This is a genomic window from Pseudomonas sp. FW306-02-D09B, from assembly GCF_058782685.1.
Window position 1 is genome coordinate 464,986 of the sequence record NZ_JBYSXY010000001.1, and the last position, 21,390, is coordinate 486,375.

General features: G+C 57.6%; 19 protein-coding genes and 1 pseudogene. 13 read left to right on the forward strand and 7 right to left on the reverse strand.

All coding sequences use genetic code 11. The features are described from left to right. Positions 1-3: 3 nt before the first annotated feature. A complete protein-coding gene (locus AC3WK5_RS02280) occupies positions 4-636 on the forward strand; it encodes a response regulator (RefSeq protein WP_054597410.1) in 633 nt (210 codons plus the stop codon). Between the two features lie 68 nt (positions 637-704). Here the strand turns inward: AC3WK5_RS02280 and sorB are convergent, their stop codons facing one another. Further along, on the reverse strand, positions 705-1,343 hold the full coding sequence (gene sorB, locus AC3WK5_RS02285) for a SorB family sulfite dehydrogenase c-type cytochrome subunit (protein ID WP_103320492.1): 639 nt from the start codon (positions 1,341-1,343) through the stop codon (positions 705-707). Positions 1,344-1,354: 11 nt separating this feature from the next. After that, positions 1,355-2,596 (reverse strand): SorA family sulfite dehydrogenase catalytic subunit, encoded by a 1,242-nt coding sequence (sorA, locus tag AC3WK5_RS02290; protein WP_103320490.1) that lies wholly within the window; start codon positions 2,594-2,596, stop codon positions 1,355-1,357. A 363-nt stretch (positions 2,597-2,959) separates the two neighbouring features. On the opposite strand from sorA, the gene AC3WK5_RS02295 reads away from it, so the two are divergent. Together AC3WK5_RS02295 and AC3WK5_RS02300 are read left to right on the forward strand one after the other, a co-directional pair. After that, a complete protein-coding gene (locus tag AC3WK5_RS02295) occupies positions 2,960-3,628 on the forward strand; it encodes an ATPase (RefSeq protein ID WP_103320488.1) in 669 nt (222 codons plus the stop codon). A gap of 357 nt (positions 3,629-3,985) precedes the next feature. Continuing rightward, complete coding sequence (locus AC3WK5_RS02300; RefSeq protein ID WP_103320486.1) at positions 3,986-4,255, forward strand: hypothetical protein; 270 nt, start codon at positions 3,986-3,988, stop codon at positions 4,253-4,255. Between the two features lie 152 nt (positions 4,256-4,407). On the opposite strand, the gene AC3WK5_RS02305 is transcribed toward AC3WK5_RS02300, so the two are convergent. Beyond that, positions 4,408-5,373 (reverse strand): helix-turn-helix domain-containing protein, encoded by a 966-nt coding sequence (locus tag AC3WK5_RS02305; RefSeq protein ID WP_103318947.1) that lies wholly within the window; start codon positions 5,371-5,373, stop codon positions 4,408-4,410. Between the two features lie 291 nt (positions 5,374-5,664). On the opposite strand from AC3WK5_RS02305, the gene AC3WK5_RS02310 reads away from it, so the two are divergent. The 3 genes and pseudogenes from AC3WK5_RS02310 (at position 5,665) to AC3WK5_RS02320 (ending at position 8,124) form a co-directional block, all read left to right on the forward strand. After that, positions 5,665-6,972, forward strand: coding sequence for an ABC transporter substrate-binding protein (locus AC3WK5_RS02310; protein ID WP_103318944.1), 1,308 nt, complete (start codon positions 5,665-5,667; stop codon positions 6,970-6,972). A 111-nt stretch (positions 6,973-7,083) separates the two neighbouring features. After that, positions 7,084-7,286 (forward strand): annotated as a pseudogene (locus AC3WK5_RS02315) (TOBE domain-containing protein); the annotation flags it as partial. Between the two features lie 64 nt (positions 7,287-7,350). Next, complete coding sequence (locus AC3WK5_RS02320) at positions 7,351-8,124, forward strand: L-iditol 2-dehydrogenase (protein WP_103318942.1); 774 nt, start codon at positions 7,351-7,353, stop codon at positions 8,122-8,124. Between the two features lie 110 nt (positions 8,125-8,234). Here AC3WK5_RS02320 and AC3WK5_RS02325 read toward each other — a convergent pair whose 3' ends face one another. From AC3WK5_RS02325 to AC3WK5_RS02335, 3 genes are all read right to left on the reverse strand, one after another. Then, on the reverse strand, positions 8,235-9,653 hold the full coding sequence (locus AC3WK5_RS02325) for an amino acid permease (protein ID WP_103318940.1): 1,419 nt from the start codon (positions 9,651-9,653) through the stop codon (positions 8,235-8,237). A 158-nt stretch (positions 9,654-9,811) separates the two neighbouring features. Beyond that, entirely contained in the window at positions 9,812-10,864 is a 1,053-nt protein-coding gene (ocd, locus tag AC3WK5_RS02330) for an ornithine cyclodeaminase (protein ID WP_103318938.1), read from the reverse strand. A gap of 50 nt (positions 10,865-10,914) precedes the next feature. Further along, positions 10,915-11,949, reverse strand: a complete 1,035-nt coding sequence (locus AC3WK5_RS02335) for a histone deacetylase family protein (protein WP_103318936.1) — start codon at positions 11,947-11,949, stop codon at positions 10,915-10,917. A gap of 119 nt (positions 11,950-12,068) precedes the next feature. Here AC3WK5_RS02335 and AC3WK5_RS02340 point away from each other — a divergent pair, with 119 nt between their 5' ends. Beyond that, positions 12,069-12,569 carry an Lrp/AsnC family transcriptional regulator gene (locus AC3WK5_RS02340; RefSeq protein WP_103318934.1) on the forward strand — a complete coding sequence of 167 codons (501 nt, stop codon included), beginning with the start codon at positions 12,069-12,071 and terminating at the stop codon, positions 12,567-12,569. Between the two features lie 176 nt (positions 12,570-12,745). Here AC3WK5_RS02340 and AC3WK5_RS02345 read toward each other — a convergent pair whose 3' ends face one another. Beyond that, the gene (locus AC3WK5_RS02345; protein ID WP_103318932.1) at positions 12,746-14,638 is read right to left on the reverse strand and encodes a sigma-54-dependent Fis family transcriptional regulator; all 1,893 of its coding nucleotides are present in this window, start codon (positions 14,636-14,638) and stop codon (positions 12,746-12,748) included. Positions 14,639-14,980: 342 nt separating this feature from the next. Between AC3WK5_RS02345 and AC3WK5_RS02350 the strand changes: the two genes are divergently transcribed. The 6 genes from AC3WK5_RS02350 to AC3WK5_RS02375 all read left to right on the forward strand — a co-directional run bounded on the left by AC3WK5_RS02350 (position 14,981) and on the right by AC3WK5_RS02375 (position 21,209). After that, positions 14,981-16,081 (forward strand): ATP-NAD kinase family protein, encoded by a 1,101-nt coding sequence (locus tag AC3WK5_RS02350; RefSeq protein WP_103318930.1) that lies wholly within the window; start codon positions 14,981-14,983, stop codon positions 16,079-16,081. Then, positions 16,059-17,036 carry a thiamine pyrophosphate-dependent dehydrogenase E1 component subunit alpha gene (locus tag AC3WK5_RS02355; RefSeq protein WP_054597394.1) on the forward strand — a complete coding sequence of 326 codons (978 nt, stop codon included), beginning with the start codon at positions 16,059-16,061 and terminating at the stop codon, positions 17,034-17,036. The genes AC3WK5_RS02350 and AC3WK5_RS02355 overlap by 23 nt, the downstream gene beginning before the upstream one ends. 33 nt (positions 17,037-17,069) lie before the next feature. After that, a complete protein-coding gene (locus AC3WK5_RS02360) occupies positions 17,070-18,089 on the forward strand; it encodes an alpha-ketoacid dehydrogenase subunit beta (RefSeq protein ID WP_054597393.1) in 1,020 nt (339 codons plus the stop codon). After that, on the forward strand, positions 18,086-19,198 hold the full coding sequence (locus AC3WK5_RS02365) for an acetoin dehydrogenase dihydrolipoyllysine-residue acetyltransferase subunit (RefSeq protein ID WP_103318929.1): 1,113 nt from the start codon (positions 18,086-18,088) through the stop codon (positions 19,196-19,198). Before AC3WK5_RS02360 ends, AC3WK5_RS02365 begins: the two co-directional genes overlap by 4 nt. A 90-nt stretch (positions 19,199-19,288) precedes the next feature. Continuing rightward, positions 19,289-20,353: a 2,3-butanediol dehydrogenase gene (locus AC3WK5_RS02370; protein ID WP_256585284.1), complete on the forward strand. Its 1,065-nt coding sequence runs from the start codon at positions 19,289-19,291 to the stop codon at positions 20,351-20,353. 187 nt (positions 20,354-20,540) lie between these two features. Then, positions 20,541-21,209 (forward strand): dTMP kinase, encoded by a 669-nt coding sequence (locus AC3WK5_RS02375; RefSeq protein ID WP_103318925.1) that lies wholly within the window; start codon positions 20,541-20,543, stop codon positions 21,207-21,209. The last annotated feature ends 181 nt before the right edge of the window (positions 21,210-21,390 follow it).

Sequence of the window (21,390 nt, forward strand, 5' to 3'; positions counted from 1 at the left end):
CTGATGAACCTGTCCTACCCAATCCGCGTCGCCCTGGTCGACGATCATTCCCTGGTCCGTGACGGGATCAAGGCGCTGCTGGCGGTCATGTCTCCCCTGGAAGTGGTGGGGGAAGCCGAGAGTGGAGCCGAAGCGATCGAGATGGTGAGACTCTGTCAGCCGGACCTGTTACTCGTCGACATCAGTCTGAAGGACATGAACGGACTTGAGCTGACCCGGGTGTTGAGCAAGCAATATCCGTTGCTCAAGATTCTGGTACTCAGCATGTACGACAACTATGAGTATGTGAGTGAGTCTGTGCGTTCTGGCGCCAGCGGCTATGTGCTGAAGAACGCACCTTCACGGGAAATCATTGCGGCCATTGAAGCGATTGCCAGCGGTGGAACGTTTTACAGTGCAGAGATCGCACAGAGGCTCATCGCCGACAAGAACACCGAGAACGAGCTGACGCCGCGCGAGAGTCAAGTGCTGTGCAAGATGGCTCTGGGAATGAACAACAAGGAAATGGCCCGCGAGCTGGACATCAGCGTTCGGACGGTGGAAACCCATCGTTTGAGCATCCGTCGCAAACTCAACATCGACAAGCCCGCGGCCTTGGTCAAGTACGCGATGGACCACGGGATCATTTCGCATTAGAGCCTGTCAGGCCCGATCGTTTGGTGAGGCTAATCAGTCGCTGATACCTCACCGAGCCGTAAGTGTGCTCATTGACGCAGCACAAAAGTCGCCAGGGTGTGCAGATCGTCCGGGCTTAACTGCGTGAAAGGCGGCATCGGGATATTCCCCCATTTGCCGGTACCGCCTTGCTGAATGCTGGACGTTACCTTGGCCAGTGCCTGCGGGTCATTGGCATACTTTGCAGCCACATCGTGATAGGCCGGGCCTACAACCTTATGATCGGTCGCATGACAGCTCAGACAGGAGTTGCTCTGCAGCAAGGTCATGGCGTCGACTTTGGCTAAAGGCGCAGCCGGGGTTTGGCCTGCCGATGGATTTGAGGCGGCCTGTACATCGGCATCGCTCGCATGGGCACTGCCGTAGGTCACCGCAAGATAAGCGCCGATGATGCTCACATCCTGATCGCTGATCGGAGCACCATATACATGCTGCATCTTGCTCGCTTCTCCAGTCCACTGCGCCAGGCTCATGCCGGGAGGCTGGAAGTTGATGTAGTCGGCAGAATGGCAGGTGGAGCACTTCTGTTGAGCCAATGGGTAGCCGGGCAGGGCATTGGGTTTGAGCACAGCCGTTTCGGGCGGCAAGGTGATCGACAGTGGCGCTGCGTTAGCCATGGTCGCCAAACAAACCTGAACTGCGCAAAGCAAGGTGGTCATGCGTTTCATGCGGGGCCCCCTCAGGCGACGGTCACGTGGCTGGTTTCTACAACGTGGCGGCGGTAGCCACCGGGGTTCCAGTCGGCTCGCAACGGCTGTGTCTCGCCCGCACGGTTACTGGCCCGCACCATCAATTGTGTGGCGCCCTTGCTGGTAAAGGTGATCGGCAGCGTCCACTCACGGAAGGAGAAACGGCCAAGATCCTGCCCAAGCCTGGCTTCGCGCCAACTTTTCCCGCCGTCGATCGACACTTCCACCTTGTTGACCCCAACGCCACCGTCGAACGCAATGCCTTTGAGCAGCACGCTTTTTTTCAAGGGCAACACATCGCCGTGTTTGACGCTGGTGATAAAGCTGCGTACCGGCAACCTGGAAATTGGCGTCGTTTGCGCGGCAGTGGTGCCGGGGGCGACACAGAAACAATCGTTGTCTGGAACGCGGTAACCTTTAGCCATGAAGAAACCGTCGTAGGTATGGTCGACGACTTCGATCTCACTCAGGTGCTTGACCCAGTACGTACCGAAATAGCCCGGCACCACCAGACGTATCGGGTAACCGTTGAGGAATGGCAGGTCGGCACCGTTCATCGACCAGGCGATCATGGGCTCGCCGTCCATGGCATGGCTGATGTCCAGGGCCTTGATGTACTCCGGCGTGCTCGGCAGCACTGGCTTGTCGAGCCCACGGAATGTCACTTGCCTGGCGTCGGCTTTCACCCCGGCCTTTTCCAGGACCGCCTTGAGTGGTACTCCCACCCAGCGGGCATTACCCATTGAACCATTGCCCAACTGAGCGCCGAACACGCGTGGCATCGAGAAGCCGCGGCTGTTACCCGAACATTGATTGACGGCTACCACTTCTACCGGTTCAGCCAGAGCCTTGAGTTCTGCGAGGGAAAGCGACAGCGGTGTGTTGACCGAACCCTTGATCGTCAGGCGGTAACTGTCCGGATCGATGCTGGTAGGAATATTGGCCAGATGGTAACGCACAAAAAACGCGTCATTCGGCGTGATGGGCCCTTCGTTGAAGATGGGAAATGGCGTCTCAAGGTGCGGCGGGCGGCTGGTCACCAGGGTCAACGGACGTTTTTGCGGGTATTGCACCAGCGGCCGCGGACCGGCAGCAAAGGTCACTTCTTCCGGTGTTTCGTCAGCTGCCTTGGCAAGGTTAGCCAATGGCGAAGCTGCCAAAGCCAGGGCGAAGGCATCGCGTAGAACGCGTCGGCGACTCGGGTTGCCGTTATCAACAGGACTGAACTTCATGCTGTTCTCACTTTGTTTTTTTACTGAGATGTAACTGACAGCACCCCCACATACACCAACGGGGAGGAGGGCATCCGACGTCATGGGTATATGGGATTTCAATTAACTGATCGACGTCGAATAGCAAGCCAGTATCGTCACGCGCAAAGCGACTGCTTTTCATTGAGCGTCAGTGACTTGGCATTTGATGACAGACGATACCGACAGGTGAGGTATAGCCTGCTCACGCTCACCACAACTGTAGCTCATAGGTTTTCCACCATTCGTTCAGTCGATAGTTATCATCACGGAATGCAAGTTCTGTTTTTCCGGCAAAGGAGGAGGATGGCGCTATACCGAAGCCGCTTCTGAAGGAACTGCGCGATGAGAATCTCTACCTTGCTGGCACTTGTCGCCGTTTTGACCGGCAGTGTTGCCGCCACAGCACCGACCTACGCGGCCGAACAGTCCTGCCATTTTCTACCCATGGCCGACAGCACCATCGGCCTGCAGCACACTCAATCGGTGGGTGTGCTCTACAGCGAAAATACCCTCAACACCCTCGAATACCTGGAGCAGTACCATTCGGTAGCGCTGAACGGCGCGAAGAACCCTGCGCTCGATTCGCGTATCAGTAACGCGTTCGTCAACAGCTCCGATCCGAAACTCGCGATCAACTGGCTCATGGGTTCGCTACAGAAAGAGTTCGCCTCGGTGACCGTCTACGACAACCTCGACGCGGTGGTGCATGCTCATCCGGACGTGGTGGTGATGCTGGACACATACAGCCGTCTGGTGTCCAAGCGCAACAACCAGGTTGAAGCGCGATTCATGGCCAAGTTCTACGACTCGAACCTGCAGTACATCGGCAAGGCCGAAGGCTCGCGAGAACAGCAAATGCCTTCGGTCTGGGTTCATGGCAAAGCGGCGCCAGAGATAGCCGCGCAGATCGACAAGCAAACCGAAATGCAATTGAACGCGCTGAAGCAGTTTGATGCGTCACTGAAGACACTTGTGTCGTCCAGCGAAGTGGCTCAGCTCGCAAATAACTGATGAGCACGATTACGCATTTACGAATAGCCAATGCCTTACATCTCGCACGGTCAAATGCGGACATACTTTCCATTTAAGTTTGATAGCTTAAAGCCATCCAGCGGCATGCACGACAAGCAGAGCCGACGCTGACAAGACATGGAGGTCTGGCAGTCATCGTTCATTGATGGCTGCTTCTATCAGGGACAAGGATCTGAAGCTGGCGACTACTACCTTTTCCTCCATGGCCATACGTTCGCGCATGCCTGCCACTTGACGGCCTGCGTTGCAGCACAATGGATTCCGGAAACCATCAAATAAACGGGGCGAACTCCGAAAAGCCAGACGAGTAGGAACTTATATATGGAGATATATCGTATGTCGGCTCAAGAAAATCTTGTTGGCGGATGGACTCCTTACCACGAACTGACTCCAAAGGATCAGGAAGTATTCGATGAAGCCCTGGCCGGGCTCGTGGGTGTGCACTACACCGCCGAGCTGGTTTCGACCCAGGTCGTTAACGGCACCAACTATCGTTATCAGGCTAAAGCAACGCAACCTGGTTCGCCAAACAGCTGGCAAGCGGTCGTGGAAATTTACGCGCCTATTAACGGCAAGCCGCATATCACCCAGATCATCCGGATCTAAGCACGTCTCAACCCCGTCGGGTCGCGCATGGGATGCGCGACCCGACGTCTACTGCAAGGATCACGGACACATCTAGTGGCAGGCCTATGGCCTCAGTTTTCACGCCAGAAAAGCACTGCTGCAACCAGTGCCTACCCCGGAATAAACATCGGTCAGGTATCAACTGCCAAATGGGCTTTTGTGTGCGGCAGGGAGGCGTGGAGACCGTTGCGATTGAACAGGTTCATCGCCGTTCCGCGACGATATTCACTCGGTGTCTGTTCCATTTCAATGCGGAAGTGTCTGTTGAAGTTGGAAATGTTTTCATAGCCCACTTCAAAACAGATGTCCGCCACGGACATCTCTGTTTGCAACAGTAGTCGGCATGCGCGCTGTACCCGGAGTTTACGCATCAGGTCGATGAAGCCATGGCCGGTTACCCGTTTGAAGAAGCGCGAAAAGCCAGGCTCGCTCATTTCCAATTGCTGAGCGATCACCGACAGGCGAATGTCGCCAGTGAGCTCAGTCAACAGGTAGTCAAAGGCCTTGTGGATGCGTTCAGAACTTCGGTCATCCAGGGTTGGCGCGTAGCAAGCGCTGGCCAGCGTATGGGCGTCCTGGGTCGGTGCTTTCAATAGCGTGTTGATCAACTGCAGAAAAAGAATCAGCCGTTCAAGCCCTTGCGCAGGGCCGATGTCTTCCATCAAACGAGCCGCCTGTACGGCGGTTGCCCCGGTGAACTCCAAACCACGGCGTGCACGTTCAAAAAGGTGCTGGAGCGCGCCTAACTCGGGCATCGTGCTGCGCAAAGCCAGAATGGCTGCACCATCGAATTGCAGCACAACGTCGCGCCCCTTCAAGAACTCGCCGGGCCTCAGATCGCCTATCCAGTCATGTGGCAGGTCAGGGCCGATAAACGCTACGTGACCGGCGCCGTATGCACCGATGTAATCACCCGCTACGAGCTTGCCGCTGCCTTGGCGAATCAGATGGATTTCGAATTCTGGATGGTGGTTCCAGCGAGCGAGGGAGTAGGGGTAGTCGTGCTCATACCAGCGAAAGCAATGATCGGGCTCGGGAAGGATGACTTCCAGTTCGGCGGGGCGCTGTTCGAAAAGCGCTGTTCGGCTATCAGTCATGGCTGAACCCAGATGGTTATTTCTTGTTTGTATGCGAACAACATACGCCCTGTGCGCAGGCGCTTGCTAGTTCAGGATTGCGTATCAGTGATACTTTTTTGATTCCCGGAAGGTTTCACTGGTCGGGCTAAAAAAGTATCAGTTTGCCGTCCTCCGCGCGTTTGTCGGGGCTATTTCAAGGTGCTGTAATCAAATCGTCCCCCATTGCTGAAAAGCTAAAATTGCCCAGCGGTGGTCAACAACAAAAATAAGAGCTCCCGTCGTCCAAGGCGCGGAGCGGAGAGCACCACGATGAGCATTCCGAAAGCGCTTTTCCTTTCCGCTGGCCTGTCCTTCACCCTAGTCAGTCAAGCCGCCGAAACAGTGACTATTGCCACTGTGAACAATGGCGACATGATCCGCATGCAACGGCTCTCGAAACTATTTGAACAGCAGCATCCCGATGTGAAGCTCAATTGGGTGGTGCTGGAAGAAAACGTTCTGCGCCAGCGCCTGACCACCGATATCGCCACTCAAGGTGGCCAATTCGATGTGCTGACCATTGGCACCTACGAAACACCGTTGTGGGGCACCAAAAACTGGCTCGAACCAATCACCGGGCTATCACCGGAGTACGACCTGGAAGACATCTTTCCTTCAGTCCGCCAAGGCTTATCAGTTAACAACACGCTCTACGCATTGCCGTTCTATGGCGAAAGCACAGTCACTTATTACCGCACCGATCTTTTCAAGAACGCCGGCTTGAGCATGCCGGAACATCCGACCTGGACGCAGCTCGGCGAGTTCGCAGCCAAGCTGCACCAGCCGGATAAAGGCCTGTACGGCATGTGCCTGCGCGGCAAGGCGGGGTGGGGCGAGAACATCGCACTGCTCAGCACCATGGCCAACGCTTTTGGTGCGCGTTGGTTCGATGAAAAGTGGCAGCCGGAGCTGTCCAGCCCCGAGTGGACTGCAGCTGCGCACTTCTACGTTGATACGCTCAAGAAATTCGGGCCGCCAGGCGTGTCGAGCAATGGTTTCAACGAAACCCTGGCCCTCTTTAGCAGTGGTAAATGCGCGATCTGGGTGGATGCCAGCGTCGCGGGCTCGTTCACCACCGACAAAGAGCAGAGCAAGGTCGTCGACAGTGTGGGTTTTGCTCCTGCACCGACTGAGGTCACCGACAAAGGTTCGTCATGGCTGTATGCGTGGTCGCTGGCAATACCGGCAACCTCCAAACACAAGGACACCGCAAAAGCCTTTATCACCTGGGCTACGTCCAAAGAATACATTCAGTTGGTCGCTGAAAAAGATGGCATCGCCAATGTGCCGCCCGGCACCCGGCAGTCCACCTACAACGAGGCCTATTTGAAGGCCGCGCCTTTCGCGCAAGTGACCTTGCAGATGATGCAGCACGCAGATCCTGCACACCCGTCCATCAAGCCTGTTCCTTACGTTGGCATCCAATACGTCACCATTCCCGAGTTCCAGGCGATAGGGACTTCCGTAGGGAAGTTGTTTTCGGCGGCTCTCACTGGGCAGATGTCGGTTGATCAAGCACTCGCTGCCGCGCAGACCTCCACCGAACGCGAGATGAAGCGCGCCGGTTATCCCAAATAATAACTGCCTCTGTAGGAGCAAGGCTTGCCCGCGATTGCCGCAATGCGGTCTGTCCGCTGAACCTCATTATCGTTCATCGCTAGCAAGCTCAGCTCCTACAAGAGCTGTCACACCACTGATGTCACCGAACGCCTGGGTAGCGACACCTTCTGTCACGTCGTCGCCAGTCCGGCGAAGCACTTACCGTGCGAGTCAATGGCGACTGTGATGTCGCTTATGGAGAGCAGCGATGGGTTGCGCTGGATGTGCTGCATTGCCATTTGTTCGACGAGCACGGAAAAGCTGTACGGCCGTTAGCGCGTCTCGCTGCCTGATCTCCAAGCCACTCCAATGCCCTCGGTTGGGCGTACCCAATTTTCAGAAACGGATAAACAATCAATGAAACGACTAGAAGGTAAAAGCGCGCTGGTGACTGGATCCGCCCGAGGCATTGGACGTACTTTTGCGCAGGCCTATATCAGCGAAGGGGCAACAGTCGCTATCGCTGACATCAATCTTCAGCGCGCCCGGGCTACGGCCACCGAGCTGGGGCCAAATGCTTACGCTGTCGAGATGGATATTACCCATCAGGCGTCTATCGATGATGCCATTGCCGCCGTGATAGCGCAGACGGGTAAGCTGGATATCTTGATCAACAACGCGGCATTGTTCGATCTTGCGCCTATTGTCGACATCACCCGTGAGAGTTACGAGCGCCTGTTTTCGATCAATGTTGCTGGAACGCTTTTCACTCTGCAGGCAGCAGCCCGGCAGATGATCAGCCAGGGGCATGGTGGCAAGATCATCAACATGGCCAGCCAGGCAGGCCGGAGAGGGGAGGCGCTTGTGGGTGTGTATTGCGCAACCAAGGCTGCCGTTATCAGCCTTACTCAATCGGCAGCTCTGGATTTGATCAAGCACCGGATCAATGTGAATGCCATCGCGCCGGGAGTGGTGGACGGTGAGCACTGGGATGGCGTCGATGCAATGTTCGCCCAGTACGAGAATCGGCCATTGGGTGAAAAGAAAAGGCTGGTGGGGCAGGAGGTGCCTTTTGGGCGAATGGGAACCGCAGAAGACCTGACGGGAATGGCCATTTTTCTCGCGTCATCTGAAAGCGAGTACGTTGTAGCTCAGACGTACAATGTCGACGGTGGCAACTGGATGAGTTGAATGGTAGGGCTCACGGAGGATGGCGGGGCCTATCGCACGCCCTCTTCACGACGCCCCAACAAGCGCCTCGATAGGTTCGGGGCGCTTTTTTTTTCCTGAAAAAAGGCCTTTCAGCCCATGTACTGACTTGTCGATTCAGAAGCGAGTTTGGGCTTCCAGGTGTGGGTCAGCTGATAGGCAATGGCCAACCATATGAACCATCCAGGCATGACCATCAAGGCAATACGGGTGTCAGGTCTTAATGCCAGCAAACAGAGGACAAAGCCTAGAAACGCCAAAGAGAACCAGGCCATGGGCACGCCGCCAGGCATCTTGTAGGTTGATTGCGCGTGCAGGTCGGGTCGGTTTTTACGATAGGCAATGTACGACGCGAGGATGGTCGACCAAGTGAAAATCACCAGGATTGCCGACACGGTAGAGACGATGGTAAACGCTGTCATGACCTCCGGAACGATGAACAGCAGTAGTACACCCACCAGCATCAACAGTGTGGTAAACGCTAGGCTCAGCAGAGGAACGCTATTACCCGACAAGCGCCGGAAAATCCCGGGAGCATTGTCGTGACTGGCCAGCCCAAACAGCATGCGACTGGATGAAAATACGCCACTGTTGGCCGATGAGCCGGCAGACGTCAGCACCACAAAGTTGACGATACCTGCTGCTGCGGGAAACCCTGCAACCAGAAACAGTTCAACGAAAGGGCTCTTGTTGGGCGAAACCTGTTGCCAGGAAGTCACCGCAATAATGCAGGCCAGTGCCAGCACATAAAACAGGATGATTCTTAGCGGAATCGAGTTGATGGCTTTAGGCAGAGTCTTCTCGGGGGAGCGAGTTTCGGCGGCAGCAGTACCGATCAGCTCGGTGCCGGCAAAGGAGAAAATTGCCATCTGGAATCCGGCAAAGAAACCAAACAGGCCGTTGGGGAAGGCAGCCTGTTTATCCAGCAGGTGGTTCAGGGATGCAGTAACGCCACTGGGTGATACAAAGGAGCTGGCAATCATCACCAGGCTAACGCCAATCAGGGTGACGACGGCAATGATTTTGATGATCGCGAACCAGAACTCCACTTCACCAAATAGCCTGACGGTCAGTACGTTCAAGGCGAACAGCGTCATTAACATACCGATGGCCGGGATCCAGGCGGGTACATCGGGGAACCAGTACTGAAAGAATCCGCCGACCACTACGGCATCACCCACCACCGCGACGCTCCAGCTCAGCCAATACGACCAGCCGAGGAAAAATGCCGCTCGCGGGCCCAGGTAGGCACCGGCGAAATCCGCGAAGGTTTTGAATTTCAAGTTGGAGAGCAACAGTTCGCCCATGGCGCGCATGACGAAGTAGACGAACATCCCGATGATCATATAAATGAGGATGATCGACGTGCCGGAGAGGGCAATGATCTTTCCGGAACCCATAAACAGACCTGTACCGATGGCTCCTCCCATGGCCATTAACTGAATGTGACGATTGCTGAGCGTGCGCTGCAGCGCGGGTTGTTCAACCCGCTCGGACGGAGTTGATTTCATTACAAAACCTCTTGATTTTATGTTTTTGAGTTTTGGCAGAAAGTGGGTGTCTAGCGTTGTTGTTAGAGATGCGACGGCTACCGACGGTGGTGGTTTTGGGGTTTACAGGATGGTGAGTGGCCTCTTGGCACGCTGTTCGGAGGCATCACCCACGGTTATCAGTTGGCGGTGCGCAGACGCGCCGGTTTAGCGGGTTGCTGATCAAGCAGTTGGTAAAGGTCTTTTATGTTGGCGGGAGTCGGCACTAGATGGATGCGCTCGCCGATCCCGTGCTCTCGCGCCAGGTCGTGCAGGTAGCGCAGCGACGAAAAATCTTCGAGAGCAAAACCCACCGAATCGAACACGGTGACTTGGGCATCATTCTCACGCCCCGGAACTTCGCCCAGCACAATGCGGAAAAACTCGACGACGGGCGAGTCGGCTTCCAGTTGTTGAATGTCGCCTTCAATCCGGGTTTGCGGTTCAAATTCAACGATGATCCGGGCGTTGTGCAGGATCTCGGCGTGCAGTTCGGTTTTTCCCGGGCAGTCACCACCGACAGCGTTGATATGCATGCCGGGTTCGATCATCTCGGGCGTCAGAATCGTTGCATAAGCCTTGTCGGCGGTGACTGTAGTGACAATGTGCGCGCCCTTGACCGCTTCCTGTACAGAGCTGGACAGAATCACTTCAATACCCGGGAATGCCGACAGGTTGTGCTTCAACTTGAGTGACGCGTCACGATCAATATCGAAAATGCGGATTTCCCTGATCGATAGCATTTCGTGGAAGGCGAGGGCTTGAAATTCGCTTTGAGCGCCGTTGCCGATGATTGCCATGATGCTTGCACCAGGGCGTGCCAAGGACTGCGCGATCAGTGCGGATGTCGCGGCGGTGCGCACGGCAGTAGTCAGCGTCAATTCACTGAGCAACGTTGGATAGCCACTGTGGACATCGGCGAGAACGCCGAAAGCCATGACGGTCAGCAAGTCCCTTTGGCCATTGCCCGGGTGACCATTCACGTATTTGAACGAGTACTGTTGGCCATCGTCGGTGGGCATCAACTCGATCACACCGTCGGCGGAATGATTGGCGGTGCGGGGCGACTTATCAAACTGCGCCCAGCGTGAATAGTCAGCTTCGATGTATGTGGCCATCTCGCGGATTGCCCGACGGATACCAACCTTGGCGAACAGGCGTGCGGCATGATCGACATCGATAAAGAGAGTCATGTTTTTATTTTCCGATTCAGTAGTTGAAATGCTGTAGGGCAGGGGATGGCTCAGGCGCGTCTGCTCTCGAAGCCATGCAGTACGTTGACTGCATTGATCCCGATTTCATCGACCATGTAGCCGCCTTCCATCACGAACAGGGTGGGGCAGCCAACGCCTGCTATCAGTTCTCCAATGCCGATGAAGTCTTCGCTTTCCAGCAGGAAGTGGCTGATCGGGTCGTCCTTGAACGTGTCGACGCCGAGTGAAATAACCAGCACTTCAGGGGCGAATTGCTGGAGTTTCTTGCAGGCGTGGAGCAGGGCATTGCGGTAGCTTTCCCAGGTGGTGTTCTTCGGCAGCGGATAGTTCAGGTTGTAACCTTCGCCGTGGCCGGTGCCGACTTCATGGCTGAAGCCTGAGTAGTACGGATAGGACACCGTCGGCTCACCGTGTAGCGAGACAAACATGACGTCACTGCGCCCGTAGAAAATGTTTTGGGTGCCGTTGCCGTGATGAAAGTCAACGTCCAGTACCGCGACACGTTTGGCACCTTGGGTAATGGCCTGTTGTGCAGCAATGGCGGCGTTGTTGAGATAGCAATAGCCGCCCATGTATTCACGCGCTGCGTGATGGCCGGGCGGACGGCACAGGGCAAAGGCACTGTCGTGGCCTTCGTCGATCAGCGCCAGGCCGGTGAGGGCTATGTCTGCACTGGTTTTTACCGCTTGCCAAGTGGTGGCGGTAATCGGGGAGCCGGCGTCCATGGCGTAGAAACCGAGCTTGCCGTCGATGAACGTCGGGACTTGTTCGTTGGACAGGTCGCGCACTGGCCATACCAGCGGCAGGGCATCGTGGGTGCGCCCGGTCGCGCACCATTCTGACCAGGCGCTTTCCAGAAAACTGACGTAGCGCTCGCTGTGCGCGTTGACGTAACACGACCGGTCAAATAGTCGCGGTTCGACGATCTGGCCAAGGCCTACCTGCTTGACGCGGTTATGGACAGTATCGGCCCGACTGGGCTGTTCGAACGACGGCTTGAGCACACCGTCTTTCAATTCGGTGCCGTGGTGCAAGCGATGGGAATCACTGAAAACTGTAAACATTCTGCGCATCCGTTAATGTGAGCCAGTGCAAATATTCTGTTCCGGCCGGGACGCGCTTTCTTTGCTTTGTTTTCGTGGTTTGCTAGATTATTCGGGCGTTTTGACTCAGGAATGGCGTAATGCAGAAAAAATCATCCAAACGCATCAGCCTCGACGAGACCGACCTGGCGATACTCACGTTGCTGCAGGAAGATGCGAGCATTTCCAACGCCGAGCTCAGTGAGCGTCTGTCGTTAAGCCTGACGCCTTGCTGGCGAAGGCGTAAGAGAATGGAGGAGGCTGGCGTAATCAAGGGCTACCAGGCCAATCTTGATCGACGCATGCTTGGGCTGGACATTTTGGCGTTCGTGCACATCCGTTTTTCCACCCATGCGGATCATGCTCCGGACGCCTTCGAGGCGGTGATTGCGCAATTGCCCGAGGTGTTGTCTTGTCACAAGATCACTGGAGATGCCGATTACGTGTTGCAAGTGTTGGCAGAGGATCTTGATAGTTACAGCGACTTTATCGAGCACGTGCTCCGGCGTCAGGTAGGTATTGCATCCATTCAGTCCAGTCTGGCTTTGCGCGAGGTTAAGACCAGTAGCCGTATTGCGATACCCAAATCGCTCAAGGACTGAGCGGGCAGATGGCGTCAGGTGAGCAACTCATGGGCCGAGGTAGCGCCGGCAGACGTGCCGGACGTGTGTTTCATGCCAAGGTTTTAGCCACACCCTGACGCCTCAGTGACGAGTGCATTTCTGTGAACGGGTCGATACACGCGTTCATTACAGCGGTTTGCCAGGGGAGCCAGGCTTTAGACCTGGCTTCTGCCAGGCATGTCGATGCCATGCTGATGCACCCGCCGATACAGGGTTGCGCGGGAGATGCCCAAAGACTTTGCAGCAGCGGTGGGTTTCCAGCGGTGACGCACCAAGGCATCGAGCAGTGCCTGGCGCTCCGGGCTTGCGCAGCAATCAATGGTGTCGCCAGAGCTTGGGCCATCAAGTCGGTGATCTTGCAGTTGCTCGGGCAAATGGCTGACCTGAATCAGGTTTGAATCGCACACCGCACAGGCATATCGCAGCACGTGCCGTAACTGGCGAACGTTACCTGGCCAGCGGTAGCCAAGCAGGCATTCCAGAGCTGCACCTCCCAGGTGCATAGGTTCTGCGCAAAGCGTCGATTCCTCATCGAGAATCCGGTTGATCAGCGCCAGCCGGTCACTGCGTTCGCGCAGCGGCGGCAACTGGAAGCGCGCTCCATTCAAACGAAAGTACAGGTCTTCGCGAAACTCGCCCGCGGCGACCAGTCCTTCCAGATCGCGGTGGCTGGCGCAGACGACCTGAAGATCGATCGCTTTACGCCGTGAGGCTCCCAGAGGCGCCACTTCACCCTCGGCCAGAACCCGCAGCAGCCGGGTTTGCAAGGGCAGGGGCATGTCGCCGATTTCATCGAGAAACAGAGTGCCGCCATCGGCCTGCTCCAGCAGACCTTGCATGCCCTTGCTCGAGGCGCCGGTAAAGGCGCCAGCGACATAGCCAAATAATTCGCTTTCGATCAGGTTCTCGGGGATCGCCGCGCAGTTTACCGCAACGAACGGCCGCTCGCGGCGCTGGCTGGCTTGGTGCAACTGACGGGCGAAGACTTCCTTGCCGGAGCCGGTCTCGCCCTGGATCAGCACCGGCAGGTTGCGGTCTTTAACCCGCACTGCAAGGCGCAGGCTTTCTTCCAGTCGCGGGTCGAGTTCGGCGGGTGTCAGTGCCAGTCGCGAAGCGTTGCGATTCACCCGCCGTGGCACGCTGAGGCGACCATGCAATTGCGTGTGGCCACCCTGGCTGTGCAACAGGCATAGCGACTCGTCACTGATCCGATGCAGCAACTGCTGATCGAACACTTGGCCAATGTGTTCCGGCAGTTGACCAAAACGGTGCAACAGCCATTGCCGCGCAGCCGGGTTCAACGCCTGCAAGCAGCCGTCGTTGTCCCAGGCGAGCAAGTAATCGGGTTGGCTGTCGACGTAGCCAGGGCTGCTGTGGGCTCGCAGCACCCAGTAACCCTGGGCGCTGCTCATGAAAAATGCCTGTTCGATTTCACGCGCGCTCTGCACCACCATCTGCCGGATCAAGTGTTGGGAGCGGCGGTCATCGGGTGAGCGCACCGCCGAAACGTCGAGCACCCCGAGCAGTTCGCCCTTGGGGTCGAAGACCGGCGCCGCTGAGCAGGTGAGTCCGATAAACGCGGCGCGAAAATGATCGCGCTTGTGAACAGTGACCGGCGTTCGCGCGGTCAGTACCGCTGCCACGCCACACGTACCTTCCTCACCTTCCGACCAGCAAGTGCCCAGATAAAGACCGGCCTTGCGGCAGTCATTGCGGATGGAGGTTTCGACGCGGTAGTCGATGGTCTGGCCCTGAGCGTCTGTGAGCAGGACGCAGTAGTCGGCATCGCGGACCCGACCGTGGAGGCGGGCGACTTCTTCACTGGCGATGCGCAAGAATAACTCGGAGCGCTCGCGGCATTCCTGCAGCACGTTCTGCGAGAGGATCCGTGGTCCTTGTAGCGAGCCGGGATCCAGGTGGTGTTGCTCCATGGAGCGACGCCAGGAATCGAGAATCAAGTCCGACACAGGCAGCTGCGGCAGGTGCCCGGCATTCTTCAAAACACGGCTGACGCAGTCCACATGCGCCTTTGAGTGTGCGGAAAGCATTCAGGCCTCCGGTTCCATCTTCTTTTAGTTGTGCGGCTATTAAGCGCCGTTCATTGGCCGCAGACAAGCGTCGGGTCAACCGGGGCTGGCGGTGAGACGCGATGTCTCACGGTCTCGCCGCCACCTCGTACAGCCTGACATCACGCGTTTCATTCGGGTTTGATTTCGGCCACCCCGGGGTCCCATCGGACCGCTCTACGACGGGGTTGTGCAGGTTTTTTTGCGGACCTGGCACCGGCCTTGCTCTAGCTCTGGCAACCAGCCTGACTGGCAACCCAATAATAAAAAGAGGTGCCCGATGTCCTGCCGAAATCCTTTCCCTGTTCTGCCCGTGGTGGCGTCATGAGTCGTGCGCCGCTGACCGTAGGTATCATTGCCAATCCGGCATCCGGCCGGGACGTGCGGCGCCTGACCGCCAACGCCGGGTTATTTTCCAGCACCGACAAGGTCTCGGTGATCCAGCGCTTGCTGGCAGCCTTTGGCGCCACGGGTGTCGAACGGGTGCTGATGCCCACAGACATGACCGGCATCGCCGCCGCCGTGCTGAAAAACAGCCACGGCCGCCAGGCTCGCAGCAGTCACTGGCCAGTCCTTGAGTTCCTCGACCTGACCCTGCGCCAAAGCGTCGAGGATACCCGTCACGCGGCACGCTGGATGGCCGAACGCGGCGTTGCGCTGATCGCCGTGCTGGGCGGCGACGGTACTCACAAGGCGGTGGCCGCTGAAGTCGGCGACATTCCGCTGCTGACCCTGTCCACCGGCACCAACAACGCCTTTCCGGAACTGCGTGAAGCCACCAGCGCCGGGTTGGCCGGCGGGCTGTTTGTCAGTGGGCGGATCCCGCACGAGATCGCTTTGCGCCGCAATAAACGCTTGCTGGTGCGCGAGCCGAGTCGTGGCCTGTGCGAGATGGCCCTGGTGGACGTGGCGGTGTCCTCGTTGCCCTTCGTCGGCGCAAGGGCCATCAGTCGCGGGGGCGATCTGGCCGAGGTGTTTGTGACCTTCGCCGAACCTCAGTCCATTGGCATCTCGGCCCTTTGCGGCTTGTGGTTTCCCGTATCGCGTCAGGCTCCGGGTGGGGCCTGGATGCGCCTTGATGCGCAATCTCCGAAAGCGCTGCTGGTGCCTCTGGCTCCCGGCCTGCTGCAAGGCTGCGGCGTATTCGCTGCGGGAAGCCTTGAACCCGGTGTCGCCCATAGTCTGTGCCTGGCCAGCGGAACCCTCGCTCTGGATGGCGAGCGCGAGATTGAATTCAACGCCCATGACCGGCCCACCGTCACCCTCGATTCCAGCGGTCCGCTCAGCATCGATGTCAATGCGGTCCTGGACTATGCAGCGCAACAGCGACTTCTGGCCATCGGCCGTGAACACCCGCAGCACCCTCTGAACCTCCCATCTCAAGACACCCTGGAGAATAAAAATGTCGACACAGCTAACCGCTGATCAATTGCTGCATGCCTATCAGGTGATGCGCACCATCCGCGTCTTTGAAGAGCGCCTGCACGTGGAATTCGCCACCGGTGAGATTCCCGGTTTTGTCCATCTGTATGCCGGCGAAGAGGCCTCGGCCGCCGGGGTCATGGCTCATTTGAGGGATGACGATTGCATTGCCTCCAACCACCGTGGTCACGGCCACTGCATCGCCAAAGGCGTCGATGTGGACGGGATGATGGCCGAGATCTACGGCAAGAAAACCGGGGTCTGCCAAGGCAAGGGTGGCTCCATGCACATCGCCGATTTCGAGAAGGGCATGCTCGGTGCCAATGGCATTGTGGGGGCCGGTGCGCCGCTGGTCGTGGGCGCGGCCCTGGCCGCCAAACTCAAGGGAACCGACAGTGTTGCGGTGGTGTTCTTTGGTGATGGCGGCTCCAACGAAGGGGCGGTGTTCGAAGCGATGAACATGGCCTCGGTGTGGAATCTGCCGTGCCTGTTCATTGCCGAGAACAACGGTTACGCCGAAGCCACGGCTTCCAACTGGTCGGTGGCCTGCGATCACATCGCCGACCGCGCTGCCGGTTTCGGCATGCCCGGGGTCACAGTGGACGGCTTCGACTTCTTCGCCGTTCACGAAGCCGCCGGTGCCGCAGTGGAGCGGGCCAGGGCCGGGGAGGGGCCATCGCTGATCGAGGTCAAGCTGACTCGCTATTACGGTCACTTTGAGGGCGACGCCCAGACTTATCGGGCGCCGGACGAGGTCAAGCATTTCCGCGAGCACAACGACTGCTTGATGCAGTTCCGCGAACGCATCATCCGCGCCGGGCGGGCGCAGGCCAGCCAGTTGGACCAGATTGACAGTGAGGTGGAGCTGCTGATCGAGAACGCCGTGCTCAAGGCCAAGTCCGCCCCCAAGCCGAGCGCGGCCGATCTGCTCTCCGACGTCTACGTTTCCTATCCCTGAACGCCCCCTATAACAAGAATCGAGACCTTCATCATGGCGAGAAAAATCAGTTATCAGCAGGCAATCAACGAAGCTCTGGCCCAGGAAATGCGCCGCGATCCCAGCGTGTTCATCATGGGTGAGGACGTCGCCGGCGGTGCCGGTGCCCCCGGTGAAAACGACGCCTGGGGCGGGGTGCTGGGCGTGACCAAGGGCCTCTATCACCAATTCCCTGGACGAGTGCTGGACACGCCATTGTCGGAGTTGGGCTATGTCGGTGCTGCAGTGGGCGCCGCGACCTGTGGCGTGCGCCCGGTATGTGAGTTGATGTTCGTCGACTTCGCCGGTTGCTGCCTGGACCAGATCCTCAATCAGGCGGCCAAGTTTCGCTACATGTTCGGCGGCAAGGCCTCCACGCCACTGGTGATCCGCACGATGGTCGGTGCCGGGTTGCGGGCCGCTGCCCAGCACTCGCAAATGCTGACCTCGTTGTGGACCCACATTCCAGGGCTGAAAGTGGTCTGCCCGTCGTCACCTTATGACGCCAAAGGTTTGCTTATCCAGGCGATCCGCGACAACGATCCGGTGATCTTCTGTGAACACAAAATGCTCTACAGCATGCAGGGTGAAGTACCGGAAGAGCTCTATACCATCCCCTTCGGCGAAGCCAACTTCCTGCGTGACGGCAAGGATGTGACGCTGGTCTCCTATGGCCGCACGGTCAACACCGCGATGGACGCCGCGCGCAATTTGGCCGCGCGCGGCATCGACTGCGAGGTGATCGACCTGCGCACCACCAGCCCGCTGGACGAAGACAGTATTTTGGAAAGTGTGGAGAAGACCGGACGCCTGGTAGTCATCGACGAAGCCAATCCGCGTTGCTCCATGGCGACTGATATTTCGGCTTTGGTGGCGCAAAAAGCATTCGCCTCGCTCAAGGCGCCGATCGAGATGGTGACTGCTCCGCATACGCCGGTACCGTTCTCCGATGCCCTGGAAGACCTCTACATTCCCGACGCGGCGAAGATCGAAAGCGCCGTGCTCAAGTTGATCGAGTGGAGCAAGCGTTCATGAGCCAGATCCATACCTTGACCATGCCCAAGTGGGGCCTGTCCATGACCGAGGGCCGGGTCGATGTCTGGCTCAAGGAGGAAGGCCAGGTCATCGCCAAGGGTGACGAAGTGCTGGATGTCGAAACCGACAAAATCTCCAGCAGTGTCGAGGCGCCTTTTTCCGGGGTGCTTCGTCGGCAGATCGCCCGCCAGGATGAAACCCTCGCAGTGGGTGCGTTGCTCGGCATCGTGGTCGACGGCGAGGCCAGCGAGGTCGAGATCGATGCAGTCGTCGAGCAGTTTCAGGCCACGTTCGTGCCCGGGGACGACGCCGAGGAGGACCTCGGGCCGAAGCCGCAAAAAGTCGAGCTGGACGGGCGGTTGATCCGTTACTTCGAGCGCGGCGAAGGCGGGGTGCCGTTGGTGCTGGTGCACGGCTTTGGCGGTGACCTGAATAACTGGATGTTCAATCATGAAGCATTGGCCGCCGGGCGCCGGGTGGTTGCCCTGGACCTGCCGGGCCATGGCGAGTCTACCAAGCAGCTTGAGCGCGGAGACCTGGATGAGCTGAGCGGCATAGTGCTGGCACTGTTTGATCACCTGGACATTCCCGCAGCGCATCTGGTGGGTCATTCCATGGGCGGAGCGGTGTCGCTGAACATTGCGCGTCTGGAACCGCAGCGGGTACGGTCCTTGATCTTGATCGGCAGCGCAGGTCTGGGGGAGGGCATCAACGGCGATTACCTGGAAGGTTTTGTCGAGGCTGCCAACCGCAATGCCCTCAAGCCACAGTTGGTGAAACTGTTCTCCAATCCCGAGCTGGTCAACCGGCAGATGCTCGAAGACATGCTCAAGTACAAGCGCCTGGAAGGAGTGGGCGCGGCCCTGCGCCTGCTGGTATCAGGCGTGTTCAAAGACGGATCGCAACAGCTCGATCTGCGCGGCGTGGTGCAGGACGGCCAGCAACCAGTGTTGCTGATCTGGGGCAGTGACGACGCGATTATTCCGGCGAACCACAGCGCCGGGCTTAAGGCCCAGGTCGAGGTACTGCCAGGTCAGGCGCACATGGTGCAGATGGAAGCGGCCGAGCAAGTCAATCGATTGATTCTGGACTTTGTGCAACAGCATTGACGCCCCTCCTGGCGACCTCTCGCGGGGTGCCAGGAGTAACTATTTCAAGGAGATTTCGCTATGAGCATTTCAATCAATCCGCAACGCAGTATGCGTGCCGCTGTCTGGCACGGCCGCCACGATATCCGTGTCGAAGACGTTCCGCTGCCAATAGCGCCACCTGCCGGCTGGGTGCAGATCCGCGTGCAGTGGTGCGGCATTTGTGGGTCCGATCTGCATGAGTACGTGGCTGGGCCGGTGTTCATACCGGTTGACGCACCACACCCGCTGACCGGGATCAAGGGCCAGTGCATTCTCGGTCATGAGTTTTGTGGCGAAATCGTCGAGCTCGGTGCCGGTGTTCAGGGGTTCAGCGTCGGCGAACCGGTGGCGGCCGATGCCTGCCAACATTGCGGCACTTGCTACTACTGTACCCACGGGCTGTACAACATCTGCGAGAACCTGGCGTTCACCGGGCTGATGAATAATGGTGCCTTCGCCGAACTGGTCAACGTGCCGGCCAACCTGTTGTACAAGTTGCCGGCGAACTTTCCTGCTGAAGCCGGGGCACTGATCGAGCCCCTGGCGGTGGGCATGCACGCGGTGAAAAAAGCCGGGAGCCTGCTCGGGCAGAACGTTGTAGTCGTTGGTGCAGGCACCATTGGCTTGTGCACCATCATGTGCGCCAAGGCTGCCGGTGCAGCTCAGGTGATCACTCTGGAAATGTCTGGAGCGCGCAAGGCCAAGGCCCTGGAAGTAGGGGCGACCCATGTGTTTGATCCCAATGAATGCGATGCCTTGGCTGAGGTACGGCGCCTGACGGGTGGGCTCGGGGCAGATGTCAGCTTCGAATGCATCGGCAACAAACACACCGCCAAGCTCGCGATCGATCTGATCCGCAAGGCCGGCAAATGCGTACTGGTAGGGATCTTTGAGGAGCCCAGCGAGTTCAACTTTTTCGAGTTGGTAGCTACCGAAAAACAGGTGCTGGGTGCGCTGGCCTATAACGGCGAGTTCGCTGATGTGATCGCTTTTATCGCTGATGGCCGGCTGAACATCACTCCGCTGGTGACTGGGCGGATTCAGTTGGAGCAGATCGTGGGGCAGGGCTTCGAGGAACTGGTCAATAACAAGGAGCACAACGTCAAAATCATCGTGTCGCCCGCTCGAGTCTGAAGCGGCTGAGACCGATGTTCATAAGCAGCTGTAACCCTGGATTTTGAGGCCCGCTAGACAGAACCGGGTTAGAGTGTTCATCAATATCTGTTCATAAGGGCCCTCCACTCGATTCGCGTAATCGCGCCAAGCGATTACAGCGAACGAACAGGGCAAGAAAAACCGTAAATCAATCGTTATGTGAAGAATGAATCGTGCGCTGTTTGTTTCTCTAGATGGGCCCAAGGGAGCCGGCAAAACCACACTGTTGGAGGCCGTCACGAAAGTACTGAGGGCAGACAACAAAAAGGTAATCCGACTTTGCGAGAAAAAAAGCGATCCCTATCGAAGTGAAACAATGGCCCTCGTGAACAAACTCGTCAGAAATCCCACCCGGGAATTAGAGTTACGGGTTTGTGAGCGCTTTGCTGATAGCCGTACCTGGATTTCCCAGCACGTATTGGCTAAACAGCCACCAGACAGCATCATCCTGATTGATCGCTGGTACCCGTCTGATGCCGCGTTTCGCCGGATAATCCCGTTTGCAGAGATTCTACAGTTGAACATTGATCGAAACGTGCGAGTGCCAGACCTGCATATCGGGGTTGTCACCACCCCTGATATTTCATGGGCGAGGGCAGCGGCACGACGCCGTGGGCTGAGCAGTACGGTGATCCATAAGCTGGAAGAACATGTCGCTTGTACCAAGGCGTTCGAGCGAGCGATTGCAGATCACGGCTGGGCTTTATGCCGTAATGAAGGAACGATCGAAGACGCAACGATGCAGGTGATTTCTGAGATCTATAGAGTCCTTCGATGCCCCGCAGACGAAGTTCGCTGCGCCGGTCTTGATGCGATGCATCTCTCGCGTCTATGAAAGATGCGTTATCTGAAGCGACGAGCCGGATCAGCGAGTCTGTAGCATCTCTGGTTTTTACGTCTGTGAACTCGGAGATGCAGCAAGCTCAAACCTCAAGAACCGTGAAGGTAGGGCGCGCATGCTATTGATTTCTTTGGAATCTGCTCATTAGTGGCAAAGTCTGTTTTTCAGGCGCCGG